Here is an 18,337-nt window from a genome sequence, read left to right on the forward strand (position 1 = left end):
TTTGGGAGTCATGACTATGAAACTTGTCACAGGTATTGTTGCTTCTCTGGTTATTGGATCACTCTCTTTTGGTGTTATGGCGGCGGAAGAGATCCAGAAAGACAAAGTCAAAGAGATGAATTTGACGAAAGTTGGCCATATCTCTACGTCTGACACCACCGCGCCAATGGATGCGCGAAAAGAGCTTTCACAGAAAGCGGATGAGATGGGCGGTAAATACTTTGTCGTCACCAGCGCCAACAAAGATTCGAAAGACATCCGCGCGACCGCAGAAGTCTACAAATAATTGCACAAAGCCGGGCAGACTTGCCCGGCTTTATTCACGCTTAACGCAGCGCCCACCACTCCCTGAGGCAGGCTTTTCCTTCGGGGCAGCTTTTACAGCTGCCGGTTAAGCAGCCGTCGGCATCTTCCTGAATCCGCTTCGCTTTGCCCATCGCCTCAAGACGTTGCAGCATGGCCTCGATCATCGCCTGCGGTGTATGCAGCATCTGGCTAAGCTGGGTGGCCTCCATTCTTCCCTGTAGCGCCAGTAAATCACGTACTTCAATTAACGATGCCATGCCGCCTCCTAATGACAGTCGCTTACCGGACTTTCACAGCAGGCCGCCGCGGTTTTGCCTTTCGCCAGCAGATTAACGTCCACACGGCTGCGGGCCCGGCGTAACAGCCCGATCACCACCACGTTAAACAGCACCACTGCCAGGATACAGACCAGGCTGTACTGCGGATGCTGATTGAAATTGACCGTCTGGTAGTAGACCGTCGCCAGCGAGTAGGCGATGTTCAGCCCCCACAGCACCGAAAAGCCCATCCATCCGCGGCTTGATTCGCGGGCGATGGCCCCCATGACCGAGATGCACGGAATGTAAAGCAGAACGAAGATCAGGTAGCTGTAGGCCGCCGAGGCGCTGCCAAACTTCTCGCTCATCACGCCCATGGCGCCGCTCGCCATCTCCCCGTCGCCTTTGCTGGCTTCAATCGGGTTCGCCAGAACGCTCAGGCTGAAGGTCTCTTTCAGGCTCTGCCAGGTTTCAGCCACGGCGCTAACCAGTTCGTCGCCGAGGTGAAAATCGGCCGGGTTAAATGCGGCTTCCTGAATATTTTCGGCGGTATAGAGGGTGTTCAGCGTACCCACCACCACCTCTTTCGCCATTGCGCCGGTGAACAGCCCGACGGTAGCCTGCCAGTTGTCCTCGTGTACGCCAATCGGTTTGAACAGCGGGGTGATAACGCGGCTGACAGAGGCCAGGGCGGAGTCGTCAATGTTGTCTACCGCCTTGCCGTTCAGAGAGAAGCTGTTGAGCGCGCTGAGGAAGATGCTGACCACCACAATCACTTTACCCGCCCGCAGCACAAAGCCCTTCAGCCGCTGCCAGGTCTGGATCAGCAGGCTTTTCAGGTGCGGAACGTGGTAGACCGGCAGCTCCATCACGAACGGGGTCGCCTCACCACGCATGATGGTGTGCTTGAGCATCAGGCCGGTGAGGATCGCCATTACAATGCCCAGCACGTAGAGCGAGAAGACCGCCAGGGCCCCCTCCTGACCGAAGAAGGCGGCGGCAAACACCGCGAAGATCGCCAGACGTGCGCCGCAGGACATAAACGGCGCCATCATGATGGTCATCAGCCGTTCGCGCGGCGCATCCAGCGTGCGCGCTCCCATTACCGATGGCACGTTGCAGCCGAAGCCGACAATCAGCGGCACGAACGATTTGCCCGGCAGGCCGAGGGCCTGCATCAGACGATCCATCACGAAGGCGGCGCGGGCCATGTAGCCAGAGTCTTCCAGGAAAGAGAGGAACAGATACATCATGCCGATCTGCGGCACCAGCGGCAGGACGGTGTTGATCCCGCCGCCCAGCCCCTGGGCGAGGAAGATAGTCAGCCATTCCGGCAGATGCAGCGTATAGCCCAGCCACTGAATGCCGTGAATAAAGATGGCGACGGAGCCGACGTCAAACAGCGGCTGCAGCGCGCCGCCAATGTTGATGGCCAGCAGGAACATCACATACATCACCAGCAGGAAGACCGGCAGACCGAGGAAGCGGTTGAGGATCACCGTGTCCATCGCCCGGGTAAAGCGGCTTGGCTCGGCGGTGAGGGCATTGCTGACCACGTCGCAAATGGCGGCAATGCTCTGATAGCGGGCATCGGCAATATGCAGGGCAGGGTCGTCCAGCTCGTCATTCAACCGTGCCAGAGAGGCATCCAGCTGGTGGGCGGCATCACCGGCATAGGCGCGGCTGTAGATATCGCCTTCCAGCATTTGCAGGCCGAGCCAGTGGCGCAGCCTGAACGGCATGCTGTGCGCCATTGCTTTTGCGAGGATCCCGGCTTCACGCAGCAGCGGCTGGGCGTAGTGCACCAGCTCCACCTCAGCGTTACGGCTGTGGCGGTCAATGGCGATCTTCAGGGCATCGATTCCGCGGGCGCGGGTTGAGATCAGCGGCACTACCGGGCAACCCAGACGGGCGGAGAGGGCGTCGACGTCGATGCGGATCTGCTGTTTTTCCGCAATATCGAGCATGTTCAGCGCCACCACGCAGGGAATACCCAGCTCCAGCAGTTGCAGCGTCAGGTAGAGGTTTCGCTCGAGGTTCGAGGCATCCACCACGTTGATCAGCAGGTCGGCGTCGCCGCTTAAAATATAGTGGCAGGCGATCTGCTCATCGAGCGAGGTTTGGGAGGAGATAGTGGTTAACGAGTAGGTGCCGGGCAGATCGACGAGGGTGACCTGATTGTCGATGGTCGTAAACTGACCCTCTTTACGCTCGACCGTGACGCCCGCCCAGTTACCGACGCGCTGACGAGCGCCGGTAAGCTGGTTAAATAACGTTGTCTTGCCGGAATTGGGATTGCCAATTAAGCCAATGGTTAATTTTTTCATTTTTTCAGACTCGCTACGAGAGCTGGCGTTTTATTGAGACAGAGCTTCAACTTCTATTAATGCGAGATCTTTCTTACGCAGAACCAGATTCACCCGTCGGGTTTCGATATGTACCGGATCGCCCAGCGGAGCCACGCGCACAACGTGGAATGCGGAGCCGGGAAGTAGCCCTAAAGAGAGCAGCTTCTGGCGATAGGCCGGGCTGATTTCGCGGGTGAAGCCGTTGATCTTCCACGCGCTGTCTGGAGTGAATTGCATAGTGCCTACTTAACGAGAGGTTAAATAATCAACAGGCACAATGGTAATGAGAATGGTTTCTATCATCAATATTAAATATGTGACGGAATGTGCATGGCACTATTAATTTGCAGCCTGGTTGACCTTGCTCAATATTTACGGCGGAGGCGGGTGGATTATTTGTTAATAAAGTGCTGATGAGGAGTTTTATATTTGCTGCTTAATGAAAATAAAAATAACAAATAATAAACCCTCTCCCCAAAGAGGAGAGGGCACAACAATTAACGCTTTTTACCCATCGCCGCCGCCAGCGCATCCATCATCGCGCTGTTGCCGGATGGCTGTGCTTCACGCCCGCGCGGTTTCGCCGCCGGACGCTGCTGACGTGCCTCGCTGTTACCGCCGCCACGACGGGCATTGGTTTCGCCAGGCTGCTCGTCCAGACGCATGGTGAGGGCGATACGCTTGCGCTGCAGATCCACTTCCAGCACTTTTACCTTCACGATGTCGCCAGCTTTCACCACGGTATGTGGATTTTCCACGAACTTGTCGGCCAGGGAGGAGATATGCACCAGGCCGTCCTGATGCACGCCAATGTCCACAAACGCGCCAAAGTTGGTGACGTTGGTGACTGCGCCTTCCAGCACCATGCCCGGTAGCAGGTCGTTCATCGTCTCGACGCCTTCCGCAAACTGCGCGGTTTTGAACTCCGGACGCGGGTCGCGGCCAGGTTTTTCCAGCTCTTTGATGATGTCGGTCACGGTCGGCACACCGAATTTCTCGTCGGTGAAGTCAACGGCTTTCAGGTTACGCAGCTCGCTGCTGTTGCCCATCAGCGTCTTCAGCGCCTGCTGGGTAGCGGCCAGAATGCGCTCGACCACCGGGTAGGCTTCCGGGTGAACGGTAGAGGCGTCCAGCGGGTTGTCGCCGTGGTTAATACGCAGGAAGCCTGCGCACTGTTCGAACGCTTTTGGCCCCAGACGACTTACCTTCAGCAGCTGCTGTCGGTTCTGGAACTGACCGTTCTCATCACGCCAGGCGACGATGTTCTGCGCCATCATACGGGTTAAGCCCGCCACGCGGGTCAGCAGGGGAACGGAGGCAGTGTTCAGGTCAACGCCCACGGCGTTCACGCAGTCTTCTACCACCGCGTCCAGCTTACGCGCCAGCTGGGTCTGACTGACGTCATGCTGGTACTGGCCCACGCCGATGGATTTCGGGTCGATCTTCACCAGCTCCGCCAGCGGATCCTGCAGGCGGCGGGCGATAGAGACCGCCCCACGCAGGGAAACATCGAGATCCGGGAACTCCTGTGCCGCCAGCTCGGAGGCCGAGTACACGGATGCACCCGCTTCGCTGACAATCACCTTCTGGGCGGTCACTTTCGGGAACTGCTTTTGCAGATCGAGGAAGAAACGCTCGGTTTCGCGGGAGGCGGTGCCGTTGCCGATCGCCACCAGCTCGACGTTGTGCTTTTCGCACAGCGCCGCAACCACCGTCGCCGCTTTTGCCGCCTGACCGGTATGCGGATAAATGGTATCGGTGGCCACCAGCTTGCCGGTGCCATCCACCACGGCGACCTTTACGCCGGTACGCAGACCCGGATCGAGACCCATGGTGGCGCGCAGGCCGGCAGGGGCAGCCATCAGCAGGTCGTGCAGGTTACGGGCAAAGACGTTAATCGCTTCGTCCTCGGCGCGTTCGCGCACGGTGCCCATCAGTTCGGTTTCGAGATGCATCAGCACCTTGATACGCCAGGTCCAGCTCACCACCCCTTTGCGCCAGCTGTCTGCCGGGGCGTTGTTCAGGCGCAGACCGAGATGATCGGTGATGATCTGCTCGCCGTGGCTCTCTTTCGGCGGCTCATCGAACTGCGGGTCGGCGTTCAGGGAGAGCTGCAAAATGCCCTCGTTGCGACCGCGGAACATCGCCAGCGCACGGTGAGAAGGCACGGTTGAAATCGGTTCATGGTGATCGAAGTAGTCGCGGAATTTCGCCCCTTCTTCCTCTTTGCCGCTGACCACAGTGGAGACGATATGGGCGTTCTTCCACAGGTAATCACGCACTTTTGCCAGCAGGGCAGCGTCTTCGGCGAAGCGCTCCATCAGGATGTAGCGTGCGCCATCAAGGGCGGCTTTGGTGTCGGCCACGCCTTTATCGGCATCGATAAATTTCGCGGCTTCGGTTTCCGGTTCGTGCGAGGGCTCATTCCACAGCAGATCGGCCAGCGGCTCCAGGCCTGCTTCGATGGCAATCTGCCCGCGGGTACGGCGCTTAGGTTTATAGGGAAGATAGAGGTCTTCCAGCTCGGTTTTGCTCAGGGTGCCATTAATGGCTTTTTCCAGATCGCTGGTCAGCTTGCCCTGTTCGCCAATGGATTTCAGAATCGCCTGGCGCCTCTCTTCCAGCTCACGGAGATAGCCAAGGCGGGTCTCCAGGTTACGCAGCTGCGTATCATCCAGACCGCCGGTGACTTCCTTACGATAACGTGCAATAAACGGCACGGTGTTCCCTTCATCAAGCAGGCGAACGGCAGCTTCTACCTGTTCAGCCCTTGCCTGAAGTTCACCCGCAATAATGCGGCAGAGCGAATCTTTCATCATGGCTATTTCATCTTGTGGGTCAAAAATCAGGGGATAGTTATACGGACTGGCACAGCAAAATGCCAGTCGCGGAGGGCGCTCCAGGACTATTTTACGTACTCGATTTCATTTACATACCAGCTGGCTTCTCCCGCCGGGGTCTGGACGATAGCCAGATCGCCTACCTCTTTTTTCAGCAGCGCGCGGGCCATTGGAGAATCGATGGAGATGTAATCCTTACGACCAAAAATTTCATCGTAGCCGACGATACGAAAGCGCTTGAGATCGCCATCGTCGTTCTCAATTTCCACCCATGCGCCGAAGAAGACCTTGCCCTCCTGCTGCGGGGAATAGTCGACGATTTTCAGGTTCTCGAGGCATTTGGTCAGATAACGCACCCGGCGGTCGATTTCGCGCAGCCGCTTTTTGTTGTACTGGTAGTCGGCATTCTCACTGCGGTCGCCGAGACTTGCCGCCCAGGTCACTTTTTTCGTCACCTCCGGGCGCTCTTCCCGCCACAGGGTGTCCAGCTCTTTCTTCAGATTTTCATACCCTTCGCGGGTGATCAGGGGCGTTTTCATTCTTTTGCCTTACGACGAGGTTGCTTACCTTGCGCACATTACGTATCACTTATCTTAACAGAGAGGATTAATAATGAGTTATGTGATGGAATGTACATATAAGCTGCTGTTAAATATGCTTTGTAACAATTTCGACTAGAATTTATACCAGAATTAGCTGGTCGTGGACGCGCACTTTTTTAGAATACGCTGTTCAAGATTATCCGAACCTTTGGGAGTACTGACAATGCAAGAGAATTATAAGATTCTGGTGGTGGATGACGACATGCGCCTGCGTGCGCTCCTTGAGCGTTATCTGACCGAGCAGGGCTTCCAGGTTCGTAGCGTGGCTAACGCCGAACAGATGGATCGCCTGCTGACCCGTGAATCCTTCCACCTGATGGTGCTGGATCTGATGCTGCCGGGCGAAGATGGCCTCTCTATCTGCCGTCGTCTGCGCAGCCAAAGCAACCCAATGCCGATCATTATGGTGACGGCGAAAGGGGAAGAGGTTGACCGTATCGTGGGTCTGGAAATTGGCGCCGACGACTACATTCCAAAACCGTTTAACCCGCGTGAGCTGCTGGCGCGTATCCGTGCCGTACTGCGCCGTCAGGCGAACGAACTGCCTGGCGCACCGTCGCAGGAAGAGGCGGTGATCGCCTTCGGTAAGTTCAAGCTGAATCTCGGCACCCGCGAGATGTTCCGCGAAGATGAGCCGATGCCGCTCACCAGCGGTGAGTTCGCGGTCCTGAAAGCGCTGGTCAGCCACCCGCGCGAGCCGCTGTCTCGCGATAAGCTGATGAACCTGGCCCGTGGCCGAGAATACTCCGCGATGGAGCGTTCTATCGACGTACAGATCTCCCGCCTGCGCCGCATGGTGGAAGAGGATCCGGCGCATCCGCGCTATATCCAGACCGTCTGGGGTCTGGGCTACGTGTTTGTCCCGGACGGCTCTAAAGCATGAGGCGAATGCGTTTTTCGCCGCGAAGCTCGTTTGCCCGCACCCTGTTACTGATCGTCACCCTGCTGTTTGTCAGCCTGGTGACGACTTATCTGGTGGTGCTGAACTTTGCGATCCTACCGAGCCTCCAGCAGTTTAATAAGGTCCTGGCCTACGAAGTGCGTATGCTGATGACCGATAAACTGCAGCTGGAAGATGGCACGCAGCTGGTGGTTCCCCCTGCGTTTCGCCGTGAAATCTACCGTGAGCTGGGGATATCGCTCTACTCTAACGAAGCGGCGGAAGACGCAGGCCTGCGTTGGGCACAACACTATGAATTTTTAAGCCAGCAGATGGCGCAGCAGCTGGGCGGCCCAACGGAAGTGCGCGTTGAGGTCAACAAAAGCTCGCCGGTGGTCTGGCTGAAAACCTGGCTCTCACCCAATATCTGGGTGCGCGTGCCCCTCACCGAAATCCATCAGGGCGACTTCTCGCCGCTGTTCCGCTACACCCTGGCGATCATGCTGCTGGCGATAGGCGGGGCGTGGCTGTTTATCCGCATCCAGAACCGACCGCTGGTCGACCTGGAGCATGCGGCGCTCCAGGTCGGTAAAGGGATTATTCCGCCTCCGCTGCGCGAATATGGCGCGTCGGAAGTGCGTTCCGTTACCCGCGCGTTCAACCATATGGCGGCGGGGGTGAAACAACTGGCGGATGACCGTACCCTGCTGATGGCTGGCGTCAGCCATGACCTGCGCACCCCGTTAACGCGTATTCGTCTGGCGACCGAAATGATGGGCGAGGAAGATGGCTACCTCGCGGAGTCCATCAACAAGGACATCGAAGAGTGCAACGCCATTATCGAGCAGTTCATTGACTACCTGCGCACCGGGCAGGAGATGCCGATGGAGATGGCGGATCTGAACGCGGTGCTGGGTGAAGTGGTGGCGGCCGAAAGCGGCTACGAGCGTGAGATCGAAACCGATCTGCAGCCGGGCGATATCACCGTACGGATGCACCCGCTCTCCATTAAGCGCGCCGTTGCGAATATGGTGGTCAATGCCGCCCGTTACGGCAACGGCTGGATCAAGGTCAGCAGCGGCTCCGAGCTGAGTCGCGCCTGGTTCCAGGTGGAAGATGACGGCCCGGGGATCAAACCGGAGCAGCGTAAACATCTGTTCCAGCCGTTTGTGCGCGGCGACAGCGCGCGCAGCACCAGCGGTACCGGTTTAGGTCTGGCGATTGTGCAGCGTATTGTGGATAACCATAACGGTCTGCTGGAGATTGGCACCAGCGAACGGGGTGGATTGAGTATCCGCGCCTGGCTGCCGGTTCCGTTTCCGCGCGGGCAGGTGAAAGAGAGTTAAAAAAATGCCGGGTGGCGGCTTCGCCTTACCCGGCCTACATTCTGGGGTGTTGTAGGCCGGGTAAGCGCAGCGCCACCCGGCACAGTCTCTACAGCTTAGGCCCTGCACTCACCAGCGCTTCACCCGCCGGGGTATCGGTATACTTCTCGAAGTTCTCAATAAAGAGCTTCGCCAGCGTTTCTGCTTTCTCACGCCACTGTTCAGGGGATCCGTAGGTGTTACGCGGGTCAAGGATATGCGTATCCACGCCCGGCAGTTCGGTCGGGATTGCCAGATCGAACATCGGCAGGGTGAAGGTTTCCGCATCATCCAGCGAACCATTCAGAATGGCGTCGATAATGGCGCGGGTATCTTTGATGGAGATACGTTTGCCAGTGCCGTTCCAGCCGGTGTTGACCAGATACGCCTGGGCGCCAGAGGCCTGCATGCGTTTCACCAGCACTTCGGCGTACTGCGTCGGGTGCAGCGACAGGAAGGCTGCGCCGAAGCAGGCGGAGAAGGTTGGCGTCGGCTCAGTCACACCCCGTTCGGTACCGGCCAGCTTGGCGGTAAACCCGGAGAGGAAGTGATACTGCGTCTGGCTGGCGGTAAGGCGTGAAACCGGCGGCAGCACACCAAACGCGTCGGCGGTGAGGAAGATCACCTTGGTCGCGTGGCCCGCTTTTGAAACCGGCTTAACGATATTGTCGATGTGGTAGATCGGGTAGCTGACGCGGGTGTTTTCCGTTTTTGACGCATCGTCAAAATCGACCGTGCCATCAGCGCGTACCGTCACGTTCTCCAGCAGCGCATCACGACGGATCGCCTGGAAGATATCCGGCTCCGCCTCAGCTGACAGACGAATGGTTTTGGCGTAGCAACCGCCTTCGAAGTTAAACACGCCGTCGTCATCCCAGCCGTGCTCGTCATCGCCAATCAGGCGGCGTTTCGGATCGGTGGAGAGGGTGGTTTTACCGGTGCCGGAGAGGCCAAAGAAGACCGCCACGTCGCCTTTCTCGCCCACGTTCGCCGAGCAGTGCATGGAGGCAATGCCTTTTAACGGCAGCAGGTAGTTCATCACCGAGAACATCCCTTTCTTCATTTCGCCGCCGTACCAGGTGCCGCCGATAAGCTGGATACGCTCCGTCAGGTTAAAGGCGACAAAGTTTTCCGAGTTCAGTCCCTGCTCTTTCCATTGCGGGTTAGTGCATTTCGCACCGTTCATCACCACAAAGTCAGGCTCGAAGCTCTGTAACTCTTCTTCGGTCGGGCGAATGAACATGTTCTTCACGAAATGGGCCTGCCAGGCGACTTCAGTGATAAAACGAACGGAAAGACGGGTATCGGCGTTGGCACCGCAGTAAGCGTCGATGATGAACAGACGTTTACCGGAAAGTTGTTGGGTGACGAGGGATTTCAGATGCTGCCAGATTTCAGGGGAGATCGCTTTGTTGTCGTTCTTCCCTTTGCCGTGATCGGCCCACCACAGGGTGTCGCGGGTGGTGTCGTCACGAACAATGTACTTATCTTTCGGCGAACGGCCGGTAAAGATACCGGTGTCGACAGCGATAGCGCCGGTCGTCGTCAATATACCGCGCTCGTATCCTTCGAGTGCTGGATTGAGCTCTTCCTGATAAAGCGTCTCGTAATCAGGGTTATAGACGATATCGCGAGCGTCGTTGATACCATAAGCCTTGAGATCTTGCGGGGTTAAACCATTAACACGCATATCACTGCTCCTTAGCCAATTTATACTGCCTGAAATTGTAGGGGTTTTCTTCGAATGTTAACCGCGACCGGGCTCATAGATTTGCGTATCTGGACAAAAACCCTTTATGACGGAAAACGCTGTGACTCCTGTCACTTTGCGGTGCAGATTATGGCAGGAATCACTTTTCGGTTGGGGAAAATGTTCCTAAAAGGTTAATGAGCGATAAATTAAACTGCGAGAATGTGAATGTAAGCGCATACATGAAAGAAAATTACGAAAGACTTACATTACTGATAACGATTCAGCAGATTGGGGTAAATAGTGAATGAAATTAATGAGTAGGGGAGGGGGTAAGGTTAACTGCCCCCTTAAGAGGGCAGTTAACGGCAGGACTTAGTGCAGCTGCGGATCGGCCGGGGAAGCGTTGTTGCGGATCTCAGCAATGTCCATTGCGTTAAAGACGTAGTGAGAACCGCAGTAGTCGCAGTTCATGTCGATTTCGCCATCTTCTGCCAGGATGCTGTCAATCTCCTCATCCGGCAGTGTTTTCAGGGCGCCCGCGCAGCGTTCACGGGAACAGGTGCACTTGAACTCAACATCCTGCGGATCGTAGAGCGTCACCTCTTCTTCGTGATACAGACGCCACAGCACTTCGTTCGCCGGTAAGGTGAACAGCTCTTCGGCTTTGATGGTTTCGGTCAGGGTGGCCAGGTGATCGAAATCATCTGCCTGCGCGTTCTGGGCTGGCAGCACCTGCAGCAGCATCCCGCCGGCACACGGCTGGCCGTCGACTTCGCCGGTACGGATGAACAGACGCGTCGGCAGCTGTTCGGAGCGCAGGAAGTAGTCTTCCAGGCAGGCTGCCAGCGTGTCGCCTTCCAGACCGACGACCCCCTGATAGCGCTCGCCCTCTTCCGGAGAGATGGTGATCACCAGGTAGCCATTGCCCACCAGCGTTTTCAGGTCTGCGTTTTCAGGGATCTCGCCCTGTACGCGCGCCACGCCGCGCATCTGCTGCTGGTTGTTGCCGTTGATTACCGCCAGGCTCATCGGGCCATCACCCTGCAGTTGCACGGTGATGTCACCGGCAAATTTCAGGGTCGCAGTCAGCAGGCTGGTCGCGACCAGCAGCTCGCCCAGCACGGTTTTCACCGGCAGCGGGTAGTTGTGGTTTTCCAGGATCTGTTTCCAGGTTTCGGATACGGTAACCAGCTCGCCGCGAACGGCAAATTGTTCAAACAGATAGCGGTGTAATTGGTCGTGTTGGGCCATAGTCATCTCTCGTTCAGCAAGAATCACTCATTCTCGCCATTTTTAAATTTAATCAGATCGCGACGTTCTTTCTTGTCAGGGCGTCTGTCGGGATGCGGCATGGTCAGGGCATTCAGCTTTCGCGCCTGCGCCATCTTTTCGCGTTTCTCCACGCTTTCTGCCGTCTCTTCGTACAGGGTGCTGGCTTCCACTGCCGGGCGACGTTGTTCGGTGATGTTTTTCACGATCACCGTTCGTTCATCGTTGCCCTGACGCAGAGTCAGGGTGGCGTTCAGCTCCACGAGCTTGCTCGGTTTGCTGCGCTGCCCGTTGTAATGCACCTTGCCGCCTTCAATCATTTCGCGGGCGAGGGCGCGCGTTTTGTAAAAGCGGGCAGCCCATAACCATTTATCCAGTCTTACTCCTTCGGAGGGTTTCTCTTTCATAGCTTCTCCTTCACGGTGAGTGAGGGGATCATCCGGCGGTAGTCGTTCAGCCCCGGATGTCGCAGATAGCTTTTTTCAGCCAGGCCAGAATCAGGATTGGTCACGCCAAGGCAATAACGAATGCCAAATTTTGCCGCCGCATCCAGAATGGGTTCGCTGTCATCAATGAACAACGTTCTTTCTGGCTGCAGGCCGGTCTCTTCTGCCACCGCCTGCCACAAACGCTGATCCTCTTTCGGATAACCAAATGTGTGGGTGGAAAGTAATAAATCAAGGTGTGAACCCAGTCCGGTATGTTCCAGCTTCACCGCCAGATTATGCGGGTGTGCGTTGGTCAGCAAAATGCGCCGCTTGCCGCTGGCTTTGAGCGCGTCCAGAAAGGGGACGGTATCTTCACGCAAAACGGCGCGCGGGCCCTGAGCGGTGGTCATGGCACAAATATCCAGACCAAGACGTTCGCTCCAGTAGTCCAGACAGTACCAGTTTAGCGTATGTTGTACGGCGGTATATTGCTGGCGTATGAATTCCTGCGCCTCCAGCGGGGTGATCCCTTGCTGCTCGCCGTAGGTTTCCGGTACCAGTGTTTGCCAGAAGTAGTTATCAAACGCGAGGTCCAGCAACGTGCCGTCCATATCCAGCAGGACGGTATCAACCTCCTGCCAGGCGATATCAAGATGCATGGGGAATACTCCAGCCAGAAAAAACGTGCGCGACAGGGTAGCATATCTGGTCGCGCACAGAGGTTATCCGATCAGGCTCTCAGGGGTAGGAACAAGCTTCGGATTGAGGCAATTTTCGTAGTACTGCTGGATCTCCGCCAGGCGGGTACGCGAGCGCTGGTAGCGGCGTAACGCCATCACGCCGTTCCAGATAATGCACACCACCATCGCCAGCATCAGCAGCGAGGTGGCAATGTAACGCCATAAAACGGCGCTGTCTGGTATGCGGTGCAGCTCGATATGGCGGGTGCCATTGGCATCGGTAAAGATGCTCGTCACAATTCCTTCGGCGCTGAACGGCGTGTGCATCAGCATCTGCGCTAGTCGCTGAAACTCGCCCCACTGCTCCTGCGCCGGGTAGTCATACAGCGCCACCGGCGGGTAGGGCTGATCGACCAGATCGCTGCCTTCATCGCTGACGATCACAAAGCCGCCGGGAGCCGGGCTGTTAAGCGCCTGCGCGGCACGTGAGGTTTCGCGCATAACGAATGGCGCGGTAGAGGTGGCGACCAGGTTTTCCAGCGACTCGGCGCTCACCGGACGCAGCAGGACGTTAACACCATCAAGACGACCAGTCGTGGCACGTTTCACCAGCGCTTCCCAGTCTTTGCTGTTGCCGAGGTTCACCAGTGCATTCTTCAGCCTGACGCACTCATCCGCCTCCGCGCACAGCTCCTGGGTCTTCAGTACGATATCGCCAAAATCATCCAGCAGAATCATGCCCGATTTCTGAATGGCGGAGCGTAACGCCGGGCTGACGCGCGTAACATCTTCCGGTTGAGGATGGAGCTGGCGGCTCAGGGCCTGGGTCAGCGCCGTGGCTTTGTTAACAATGTCTGATTCCGGCAGCGGCAGCGGGGCTGCGTCATTCCAGATCAGCTGCGAGCAGTCAAAGGGGGCAAAAGGCGAGCTCTGACGGGCGTTCCAGTTGCCCGGCGCGTGGATATTACACATCCCCGTTCCCTTCAGATTCAGCGTATCGCCGACGCGCACCCCGGCGTTTTCAAGTTCCCCAACGCTGGTAGCCTCGATGGTCTGGGCGCCTTTGATCCACGACAGGGTAAATTTGATCGGCATATCCAGCGGTACGAGGAAAATCAGCATTGCCAGCACCAGCCCGGCGCCACCGGCAATCACCGTGCTGCGCAACCAGTGCTGCAGCGGGAAGTTTTTCACCTCGTCATGCAGGGATAAATAACGTCCCTGGCGCACCACATGCCTGTCCAGATAGATATCAACATCGGTCTTTTGCCCTAAATCCTGGGCCAGCCACGGCTGCCAGTGGCGCGGGTAGATCAGGTCAATGATGCCCATCGAGATGTTGTTGACGTGATCCTGATCGTTCTCGCCAAAGAGACCCCAGCGCTTTGGCGTCCCGCGCAGGCAGTGGATCTCACGCAGCGCGTTTTTCGCTGGCGGGGCAAATAATCCCCATAAACCCGCCGCCAGCAGCAGCACGCCGCCACCGGCAAGCCAGGGGACAAACACATCCGGACTCAGCAGGCAGAAGAAGAACAGCAGGAAGGCGGCGACAATCAGCAGCGCTTCACGAATGCCATCCGGGCGGCTGAGGGCATACTCTTCGTGGGTCTCCTGACGAATATTCAGCAGTTCGATCTGCTCTGTCTCTTCGCCACGAATCGACGCCTGGGTTGAGCTGACGTGTTCCAGCGCCAGATGCGGCGCTTCCTGGACATACTCGGCGATGGAGTGGCCGTTCAGGGCAATCACCAGCGGGATAGCGTCGGTGTGGATCAGCTCAACGCTGTTTTCATCATTGATGTATTGCTCCCAGAACGGCGGCAGATGCACTTCGACGGAGTCGAGGTAGTAGCGCCATTTATTGGGATCGTCTGTGGTAATGCCATAGCGGGTAATGGAGCGCGTCAGGCAGAGCACGGTATTGCTCTCGGCATTCAGGCTTAACGAGACCGGAGCCGCGCTGGCGCCTGTTGCAGGCATTTGCTGGATGCGGTTAAACGACTCGAGATATTGCTCAATCGCGCTACGTTCTTCTGCGGTGAGTTTGCGTGTGCTCGCCCCGGTAAAGGCGTTGAGATAAGGCAGGCGATATCGACGCTGCGATCGACGTCTGAACCACCACCCTGCAATTAATGCGCAGGCCAGCATAGCAGCGATAATTATTAAAATGGTGCTCATGCTTTCCCCATCTTACTTTTCTTACAGGTGTAGTCAGTAGCACCTTTAACAGTGAATGCGTGTCTGTGGTTGGCTATCGGCATGTAAGGCGTTGAACTTGAGCAATTTGAAGCGCATCCCAGTGTTCGCTGATGATAGCAAAGGCAACCGTGGCGGAATATCAGCAAATTCCTGGAATAATTTCAACCTATTGACTTTTGTGTTGAAATGCGTAATGAATCTGATTAAGTTGCATAAATGTAAATAAACCGCGAAGGACATTGCCGAAACCGTGCGGCATATCGCACAATGAGGTCTGTTCACCCAGCAAAGACCCGTCAAAATGAGCAAACCCTTACAAAAGCCCACCATCCTGAATGTTGAGACTGTCGCCAAATCGCGGCTGTTTAACGTTGAGAGCGTGGATCTGGAGTTCAGTAACGGCGTGCGCCGCGTCTACGAGCGTATGCGTCCCTCCACACGCGAAGCCGTCATGATTGTGCCTATTGTCGACGAGCATCTGATCCTGATCCGTGAATACGCGGTGGGAACGGAATCTTACGAGCTGGGCTTCTCCAAGGGACTTATCGATCCCGGCGAGTCGGTTTATGAAGCCGCCAACCGTGAACTGAAAGAAGAGGTGGGCTTTGGTGCGAAGGAGCTTACTTTCCTGAAAAAGCTCAGCATGGCCCCCTCCTATTTCTCCAGCAAAATGAATATCGTGCTGGCGGAAGATCTCTATCCTGAATCGCTGGAAGGTGATGAACCTGAGCCGCTGCCGCAGGTACGCTGGCCGCTGGCGCATCTGATGGATCTGCTGGAAGAGCCCGATTTTAACGAAGCCCGGAACGTAAGCGCACTGTTTCTGGTGCGGGAGTGGCTGAAAGGGCAGGGAAGACTATAGCGGAAAATTCCCCCCTCCACCGGGAAGGGGGGAGACATATCAGAAGAGCTCTTGCGTTTCGCCGTTATCTATCAACGTTGTACCCACCTCATGCACCACCTGATGCGTTGGCTGCGTACCTTCGATGAAATACTCCTCACGACTGTTACCACCGTTAGCGAGCTGACCGCTGTAGCGATCGATATTGACCGTTACGATGCCCGGCGGTGGCGTAAGTGGTTCTTCCGGTACGCCATCAAGAACGATCTTCATAAAGGCATCCCACGCGGGCTGCGCGCTTTTGGCTCCGCCCTCGTAACCGGAGATCTGATCTTTAATCGCCCCGGAGGCCGTGGTACGCCCTAAATCACGACGGTGATCGTCAAAGCCGATCCACACCGAGGTGACCGCACCCGGGCCATAACCCGAGAACCAGGCATCTTTGGAGCTGTTGGTGGTGCCGGTTTTGCCGCCAATATCCTTGCGCTGCAAATCACGACCGGCACGCCAGCCTGTACCCTGCCAGCCCGGTTCACCAAAGATGTTGCTGTTCAGCGCGCTCTTGATCAGGAACGCCAGCGGAGTGTTAATCACGTGCGGGGCGTACTCCTGAGCGCCAGTCTGGGCGACCAGCGCCTGGTTCGCCTGCTGGAGCTGTGGCATCGGCACCGCCGCATTTTGCCGCTCCTGTGAAATGGCGACATCTTCCATGTCCTGGTTGTTCAGCGCGTCTGACTTAGGCGTATCGCCATAGATGACGGGAATATCACACTCGGCGCAGGCGATCTTCGGCTTGGCCTCAAACAGTACGCCGCCCTGATCGTTCTCGATTTTGCTGATGAAGAACGGATCGACCAGGAAGCCGCCGTTGGCCATCACCGCATAACCGCGGGCCACCTGTAGCGGGGTAAACGACGCGGAGCCCAGCGCCAGCGACTCGGTATGCACGATATTCTGCGCCGGGAAGCCGAAGCGCTGCAGATACTCCGCCGCATAATCGACGCCCATGGCACGCATGGCGCGCACCATCACCACGTTCTTCGACTGCCCCAGTCCCTGACGCAGACGGATCGGACCGGCGTACTCTGCCGGCGAGTTTTTTGGCCGCCAGTCGGAACCGGCCCCGGCATCCCAGCGGGAGATCGGCACGTCATTGAGAATACTGGCGAGGGTCAGACCCTTGTCCATTGCTGCGGTGTAGAGGAACGGTTTGATATTGGAACCGACCTGACGCAGCGCCTGAGTGGCACGGTTAAACTTGCTCTGATTGAAGTCGAAGCCGCCCACCAGCGCCAGGACCGCACCGTTATGCGGGTCGATAGAGACCAGCGCCGAGTTAACGTCCGGGATCTGCCCCAGCCACCAGGCGTCGTTAACCTGGCGCACCCAGATTTGCTGGCCCACCTGTACGACGTCGGTCACTTTGCGTGGCGTCGCGCCCTGCTGTGTATCAGAGCGATACGGACGTGCCCAGCGTACCCCTTCCATCCGCAGCGACACAGAAGTGCCGTCGGCGAGCATCGCCGTGGCTTCCTGCGGATTGGCCTGGGTCACCACCGCCGCCACGAAGGGCCCATAGCCCGGAAGCGGCTTCAGGGTGTCGGTGATTTTTTTACTGCTCCAGGCGGATTCACCCACCTTCCACAGCACGTTTGACGGGCCGCGGTAGCCGTGGCGCATATCGTAATCTATGACGTTGTTACGCACCGCCTGCTGCGCGCCCTGCTGGATGTTGCGGCTGATAGTAGTGTAGACGCGGTAACCATCCTCGTAGGCCTGTTCGCCGTAGCGGGAGACCATCTCCTGGCGAACCATCTCGCTGAGATAGGGGGCGGAGAAGGCAATTTCCGGCGCGTGATAGTTGGCATCAATCACCTCACTGCGCGCCTGATCGTACTGCGTCTGGCTGATATAGCCCTCGCTCAGCATACGCGACAGCACCACGTTGCGACGTGCGGTAGCGCGATCCAGCGAGTAGAGCGGGTTGAAGGTGGAAGGCGCCTTCGGCAGACCGGCGATGGTCGCCATTTCACTCAGGGTCAGCTGTTCGATGGATTTACCGAAATAGACCTGCGCCGCCGCACCCACGCCATAGGCGCGGTAACCGAGATAGATCTTGTTGAGGTAAAGCTCAAGGATCTCATCTTTATTCAGCAGCTGCTCAATGCGGATCGCCAGGAACACTTCCTTAATCTTACGCATCAGCGTTTTTTCAGGGCTCAGGAAGAAGTTACGCGCCAACTGCTGGGTGATGGTACTCGCCCCCTGCGAAGCATGGCCGGAGAAGAGCGCCACGCTGGCGGCACGGAAAATCCCCACCGGGTCGACGCCGTGGTGCTCATAAAAGCGGCTATCTTCTGTGGCAATAAAGGCTTTCACCATTACTGGCGGAATTTGATTCAGCGTCAGCGGGATACGCCGCTTTTCGCCGTACTGGGCAATCAGCTCGCCATCGGCGCTATAAACCTGCATCGGGATCTGAAGGCGTACGTCACGAAGCGTAGCGACATCAGGCAGTTGCGGCTCAATATATTTGTACAAACCAAAAATCGAGCCTGCTCCAAGCAGAATGCAACAGACTGCAAGGATCAATAAATACTTTACGAACTTCACTGGAGATTTCCCATTTA

15 protein-coding genes are annotated in these 18,337 nt (G+C 57.0%); 4 read left to right on the forward strand and 11 right to left on the reverse strand.

Translation table 11 applies throughout. The features are described from left to right. Positions 1-16: 16 nt before the first annotated feature. Positions 17-286, forward strand: coding sequence for a YdgH/BhsA/McbA-like domain containing protein (locus tag DVA43_RS19695; protein ID WP_103177320.1), 270 nt, complete (start codon positions 17-19; stop codon positions 284-286). Positions 287-326: 40 nt separating this feature from the next. Here the strand turns inward: DVA43_RS19695 and feoC are convergent, their stop codons facing one another. From feoC to greB, 5 genes are all read right to left on the reverse strand, one after another. After that, positions 327-563, reverse strand: a complete 237-nt coding sequence (gene feoC, locus DVA43_RS19700; RefSeq protein ID WP_103177319.1) for a [Fe-S]-dependent transcriptional repressor FeoC — start codon at positions 561-563, stop codon at positions 327-329. A gap of 8 nt (positions 564-571) precedes the next feature. Next, the gene (gene feoB / locus DVA43_RS19705) at positions 572-2,890 is read right to left on the reverse strand and encodes a Fe(2+) transporter permease subunit FeoB (protein ID WP_114316513.1); all 2,319 of its coding nucleotides are present in this window, start codon (positions 2,888-2,890) and stop codon (positions 572-574) included. 30 nt (positions 2,891-2,920) lie between these two features. Then, entirely contained in the window at positions 2,921-3,148 is a 228-nt protein-coding gene (feoA, locus tag DVA43_RS19710; protein WP_114316514.1) for a ferrous iron transporter A, read from the reverse strand. A gap of 260 nt (positions 3,149-3,408) precedes the next feature. Further along, positions 3,409-5,730 (reverse strand): Tex family protein, encoded by a 2,322-nt coding sequence (locus DVA43_RS19715; protein ID WP_114316515.1) that lies wholly within the window; start codon positions 5,728-5,730, stop codon positions 3,409-3,411. Between the two features lie 86 nt (positions 5,731-5,816). Then, complete coding sequence (greB, locus tag DVA43_RS19720; protein ID WP_103177315.1) at positions 5,817-6,290, reverse strand: transcription elongation factor GreB; 474 nt, start codon at positions 6,288-6,290, stop codon at positions 5,817-5,819. Positions 6,291-6,516: 226 nt separating this feature from the next. Here greB and ompR point away from each other — a divergent pair, with 226 nt between their 5' ends. Together ompR and envZ are read left to right on the forward strand one after the other, a co-directional pair. Continuing rightward, positions 6,517-7,236, forward strand: a complete 720-nt coding sequence (ompR, locus tag DVA43_RS19725; RefSeq protein WP_001157751.1) for a two-component system response regulator OmpR — start codon at positions 6,517-6,519, stop codon at positions 7,234-7,236. Beyond that, positions 7,233-8,579 carry a two-component system sensor histidine kinase EnvZ gene (gene envZ / locus DVA43_RS19730; protein WP_103824805.1) on the forward strand — a complete coding sequence of 449 codons (1,347 nt, stop codon included), beginning with the start codon at positions 7,233-7,235 and terminating at the stop codon, positions 8,577-8,579. Before ompR ends, envZ begins: the two co-directional genes overlap by 4 nt. Before the next feature lie 88 nt (positions 8,580-8,667). On the opposite strand, the gene pckA is transcribed toward envZ, so the two are convergent. From pckA to DVA43_RS19760, 5 genes are all read right to left on the reverse strand, one after another. Further along, positions 8,668-10,287: a phosphoenolpyruvate carboxykinase (ATP) gene (pckA, locus tag DVA43_RS19740; protein ID WP_114316516.1), complete on the reverse strand. Its 1,620-nt coding sequence runs from the start codon at positions 10,285-10,287 to the stop codon at positions 8,668-8,670. 375 nt (positions 10,288-10,662) lie between these two features. Then, positions 10,663-11,541, reverse strand: a complete 879-nt coding sequence (gene hslO / locus DVA43_RS19745; protein ID WP_103824807.1) for an Hsp33 family molecular chaperone HslO — start codon at positions 11,539-11,541, stop codon at positions 10,663-10,665. Between the two features lie 23 nt (positions 11,542-11,564). Next, positions 11,565-11,966, reverse strand: coding sequence for a ribosome-associated heat shock protein Hsp15 (hslR, locus tag DVA43_RS19750; protein ID WP_103824808.1), 402 nt, complete (start codon positions 11,964-11,966; stop codon positions 11,565-11,567). After that, positions 11,963-12,646: a GMP/IMP nucleotidase gene (gene yrfG, locus DVA43_RS19755; RefSeq protein ID WP_114316517.1), complete on the reverse strand. Its 684-nt coding sequence runs from the start codon at positions 12,644-12,646 to the stop codon at positions 11,963-11,965. Before yrfG ends, hslR begins: the two co-directional genes overlap by 4 nt. Before the next feature lie 63 nt (positions 12,647-12,709). Next, positions 12,710-14,845, reverse strand: coding sequence for an intracellular growth attenuator family protein (locus DVA43_RS19760; protein ID WP_114316518.1), 2,136 nt, complete (start codon positions 14,843-14,845; stop codon positions 12,710-12,712). Between the two features lie 322 nt (positions 14,846-15,167). Here DVA43_RS19760 and nudE point away from each other — a divergent pair, with 322 nt between their 5' ends. Next, positions 15,168-15,728, forward strand: coding sequence for an ADP compounds hydrolase NudE (gene nudE, locus DVA43_RS19770; protein ID WP_039031517.1), 561 nt, complete (start codon positions 15,168-15,170; stop codon positions 15,726-15,728). Positions 15,729-15,767: 39 nt separating this feature from the next. On the opposite strand, the gene mrcA is transcribed toward nudE, so the two are convergent. Further along, on the reverse strand, positions 15,768-18,320 hold the full coding sequence (mrcA, locus tag DVA43_RS19775) for a peptidoglycan glycosyltransferase/peptidoglycan DD-transpeptidase MrcA (RefSeq protein ID WP_103824811.1): 2,553 nt from the start codon (positions 18,318-18,320) through the stop codon (positions 15,768-15,770). Between the last annotated feature and the right edge of the window lie 17 nt (positions 18,321-18,337).

The organism is Leclercia sp. W6 (assembly GCF_003336345.1).
GTDB lineage: Bacteria > Pseudomonadota > Gammaproteobacteria > Enterobacterales > Enterobacteriaceae > Enterobacter.

What these genes read in the sequence shown, in the direction of transcription:
- DVA43_RS19695 (WP_103177320.1), top strand. Translation starts at nt 17, where the DNA reads ATGAAACTTGTCACAGGTATTGTTGCTTCTCTGGTTATTGGATCACTC.
- feoC (WP_103177319.1), bottom strand. Translation starts at nt 563, where the DNA reads ATGGCATCGTTAATTGAAGTACGTGATTTACTGGCGCTACAGGGAAGA.
- feoB (WP_114316513.1), bottom strand. Translation starts at nt 2,890, where the DNA reads ATGAAAAAATTAACCATTGGCTTAATTGGCAATCCCAATTCCGGCAAG.
- feoA (WP_114316514.1), bottom strand. Translation starts at nt 3,148, where the DNA reads ATGCAATTCACTCCAGACAGCGCGTGGAAGATCAACGGCTTCACCCGC.
- DVA43_RS19715 (WP_114316515.1), bottom strand. Translation starts at nt 5,730, where the DNA reads ATGATGAAAGATTCGCTCTGCCGCATTATTGCGGGTGAACTTCAGGCA.
- greB (WP_103177315.1), bottom strand. Translation starts at nt 6,290, where the DNA reads ATGAAAACGCCCCTGATCACCCGCGAAGGGTATGAAAATCTGAAGAAA.
- ompR (WP_001157751.1), top strand. Translation starts at nt 6,517, where the DNA reads ATGCAAGAGAATTATAAGATTCTGGTGGTGGATGACGACATGCGCCTG.
- envZ (WP_103824805.1), top strand. Translation starts at nt 7,233, where the DNA reads ATGAGGCGAATGCGTTTTTCGCCGCGAAGCTCGTTTGCCCGCACCCTG.
- pckA (WP_114316516.1), bottom strand. Translation starts at nt 10,287, where the DNA reads ATGCGTGTTAATGGTTTAACCCCGCAAGATCTCAAGGCTTATGGTATC.
- hslO (WP_103824807.1), bottom strand. Translation starts at nt 11,541, where the DNA reads ATGGCCCAACACGACCAATTACACCGCTATCTGTTTGAACAATTTGCC.
- hslR (WP_103824808.1), bottom strand. Translation starts at nt 11,966, where the DNA reads ATGAAAGAGAAACCCTCCGAAGGAGTAAGACTGGATAAATGGTTATGG.
- yrfG (WP_114316517.1), bottom strand. Translation starts at nt 12,646, where the DNA reads ATGCATCTTGATATCGCCTGGCAGGAGGTTGATACCGTCCTGCTGGAT.
- DVA43_RS19760 (WP_114316518.1), bottom strand. Translation starts at nt 14,845, where the DNA reads ATGAGCACCATTTTAATAATTATCGCTGCTATGCTGGCCTGCGCATTA.
- nudE (WP_039031517.1), top strand. Translation starts at nt 15,168, where the DNA reads ATGAGCAAACCCTTACAAAAGCCCACCATCCTGAATGTTGAGACTGTC.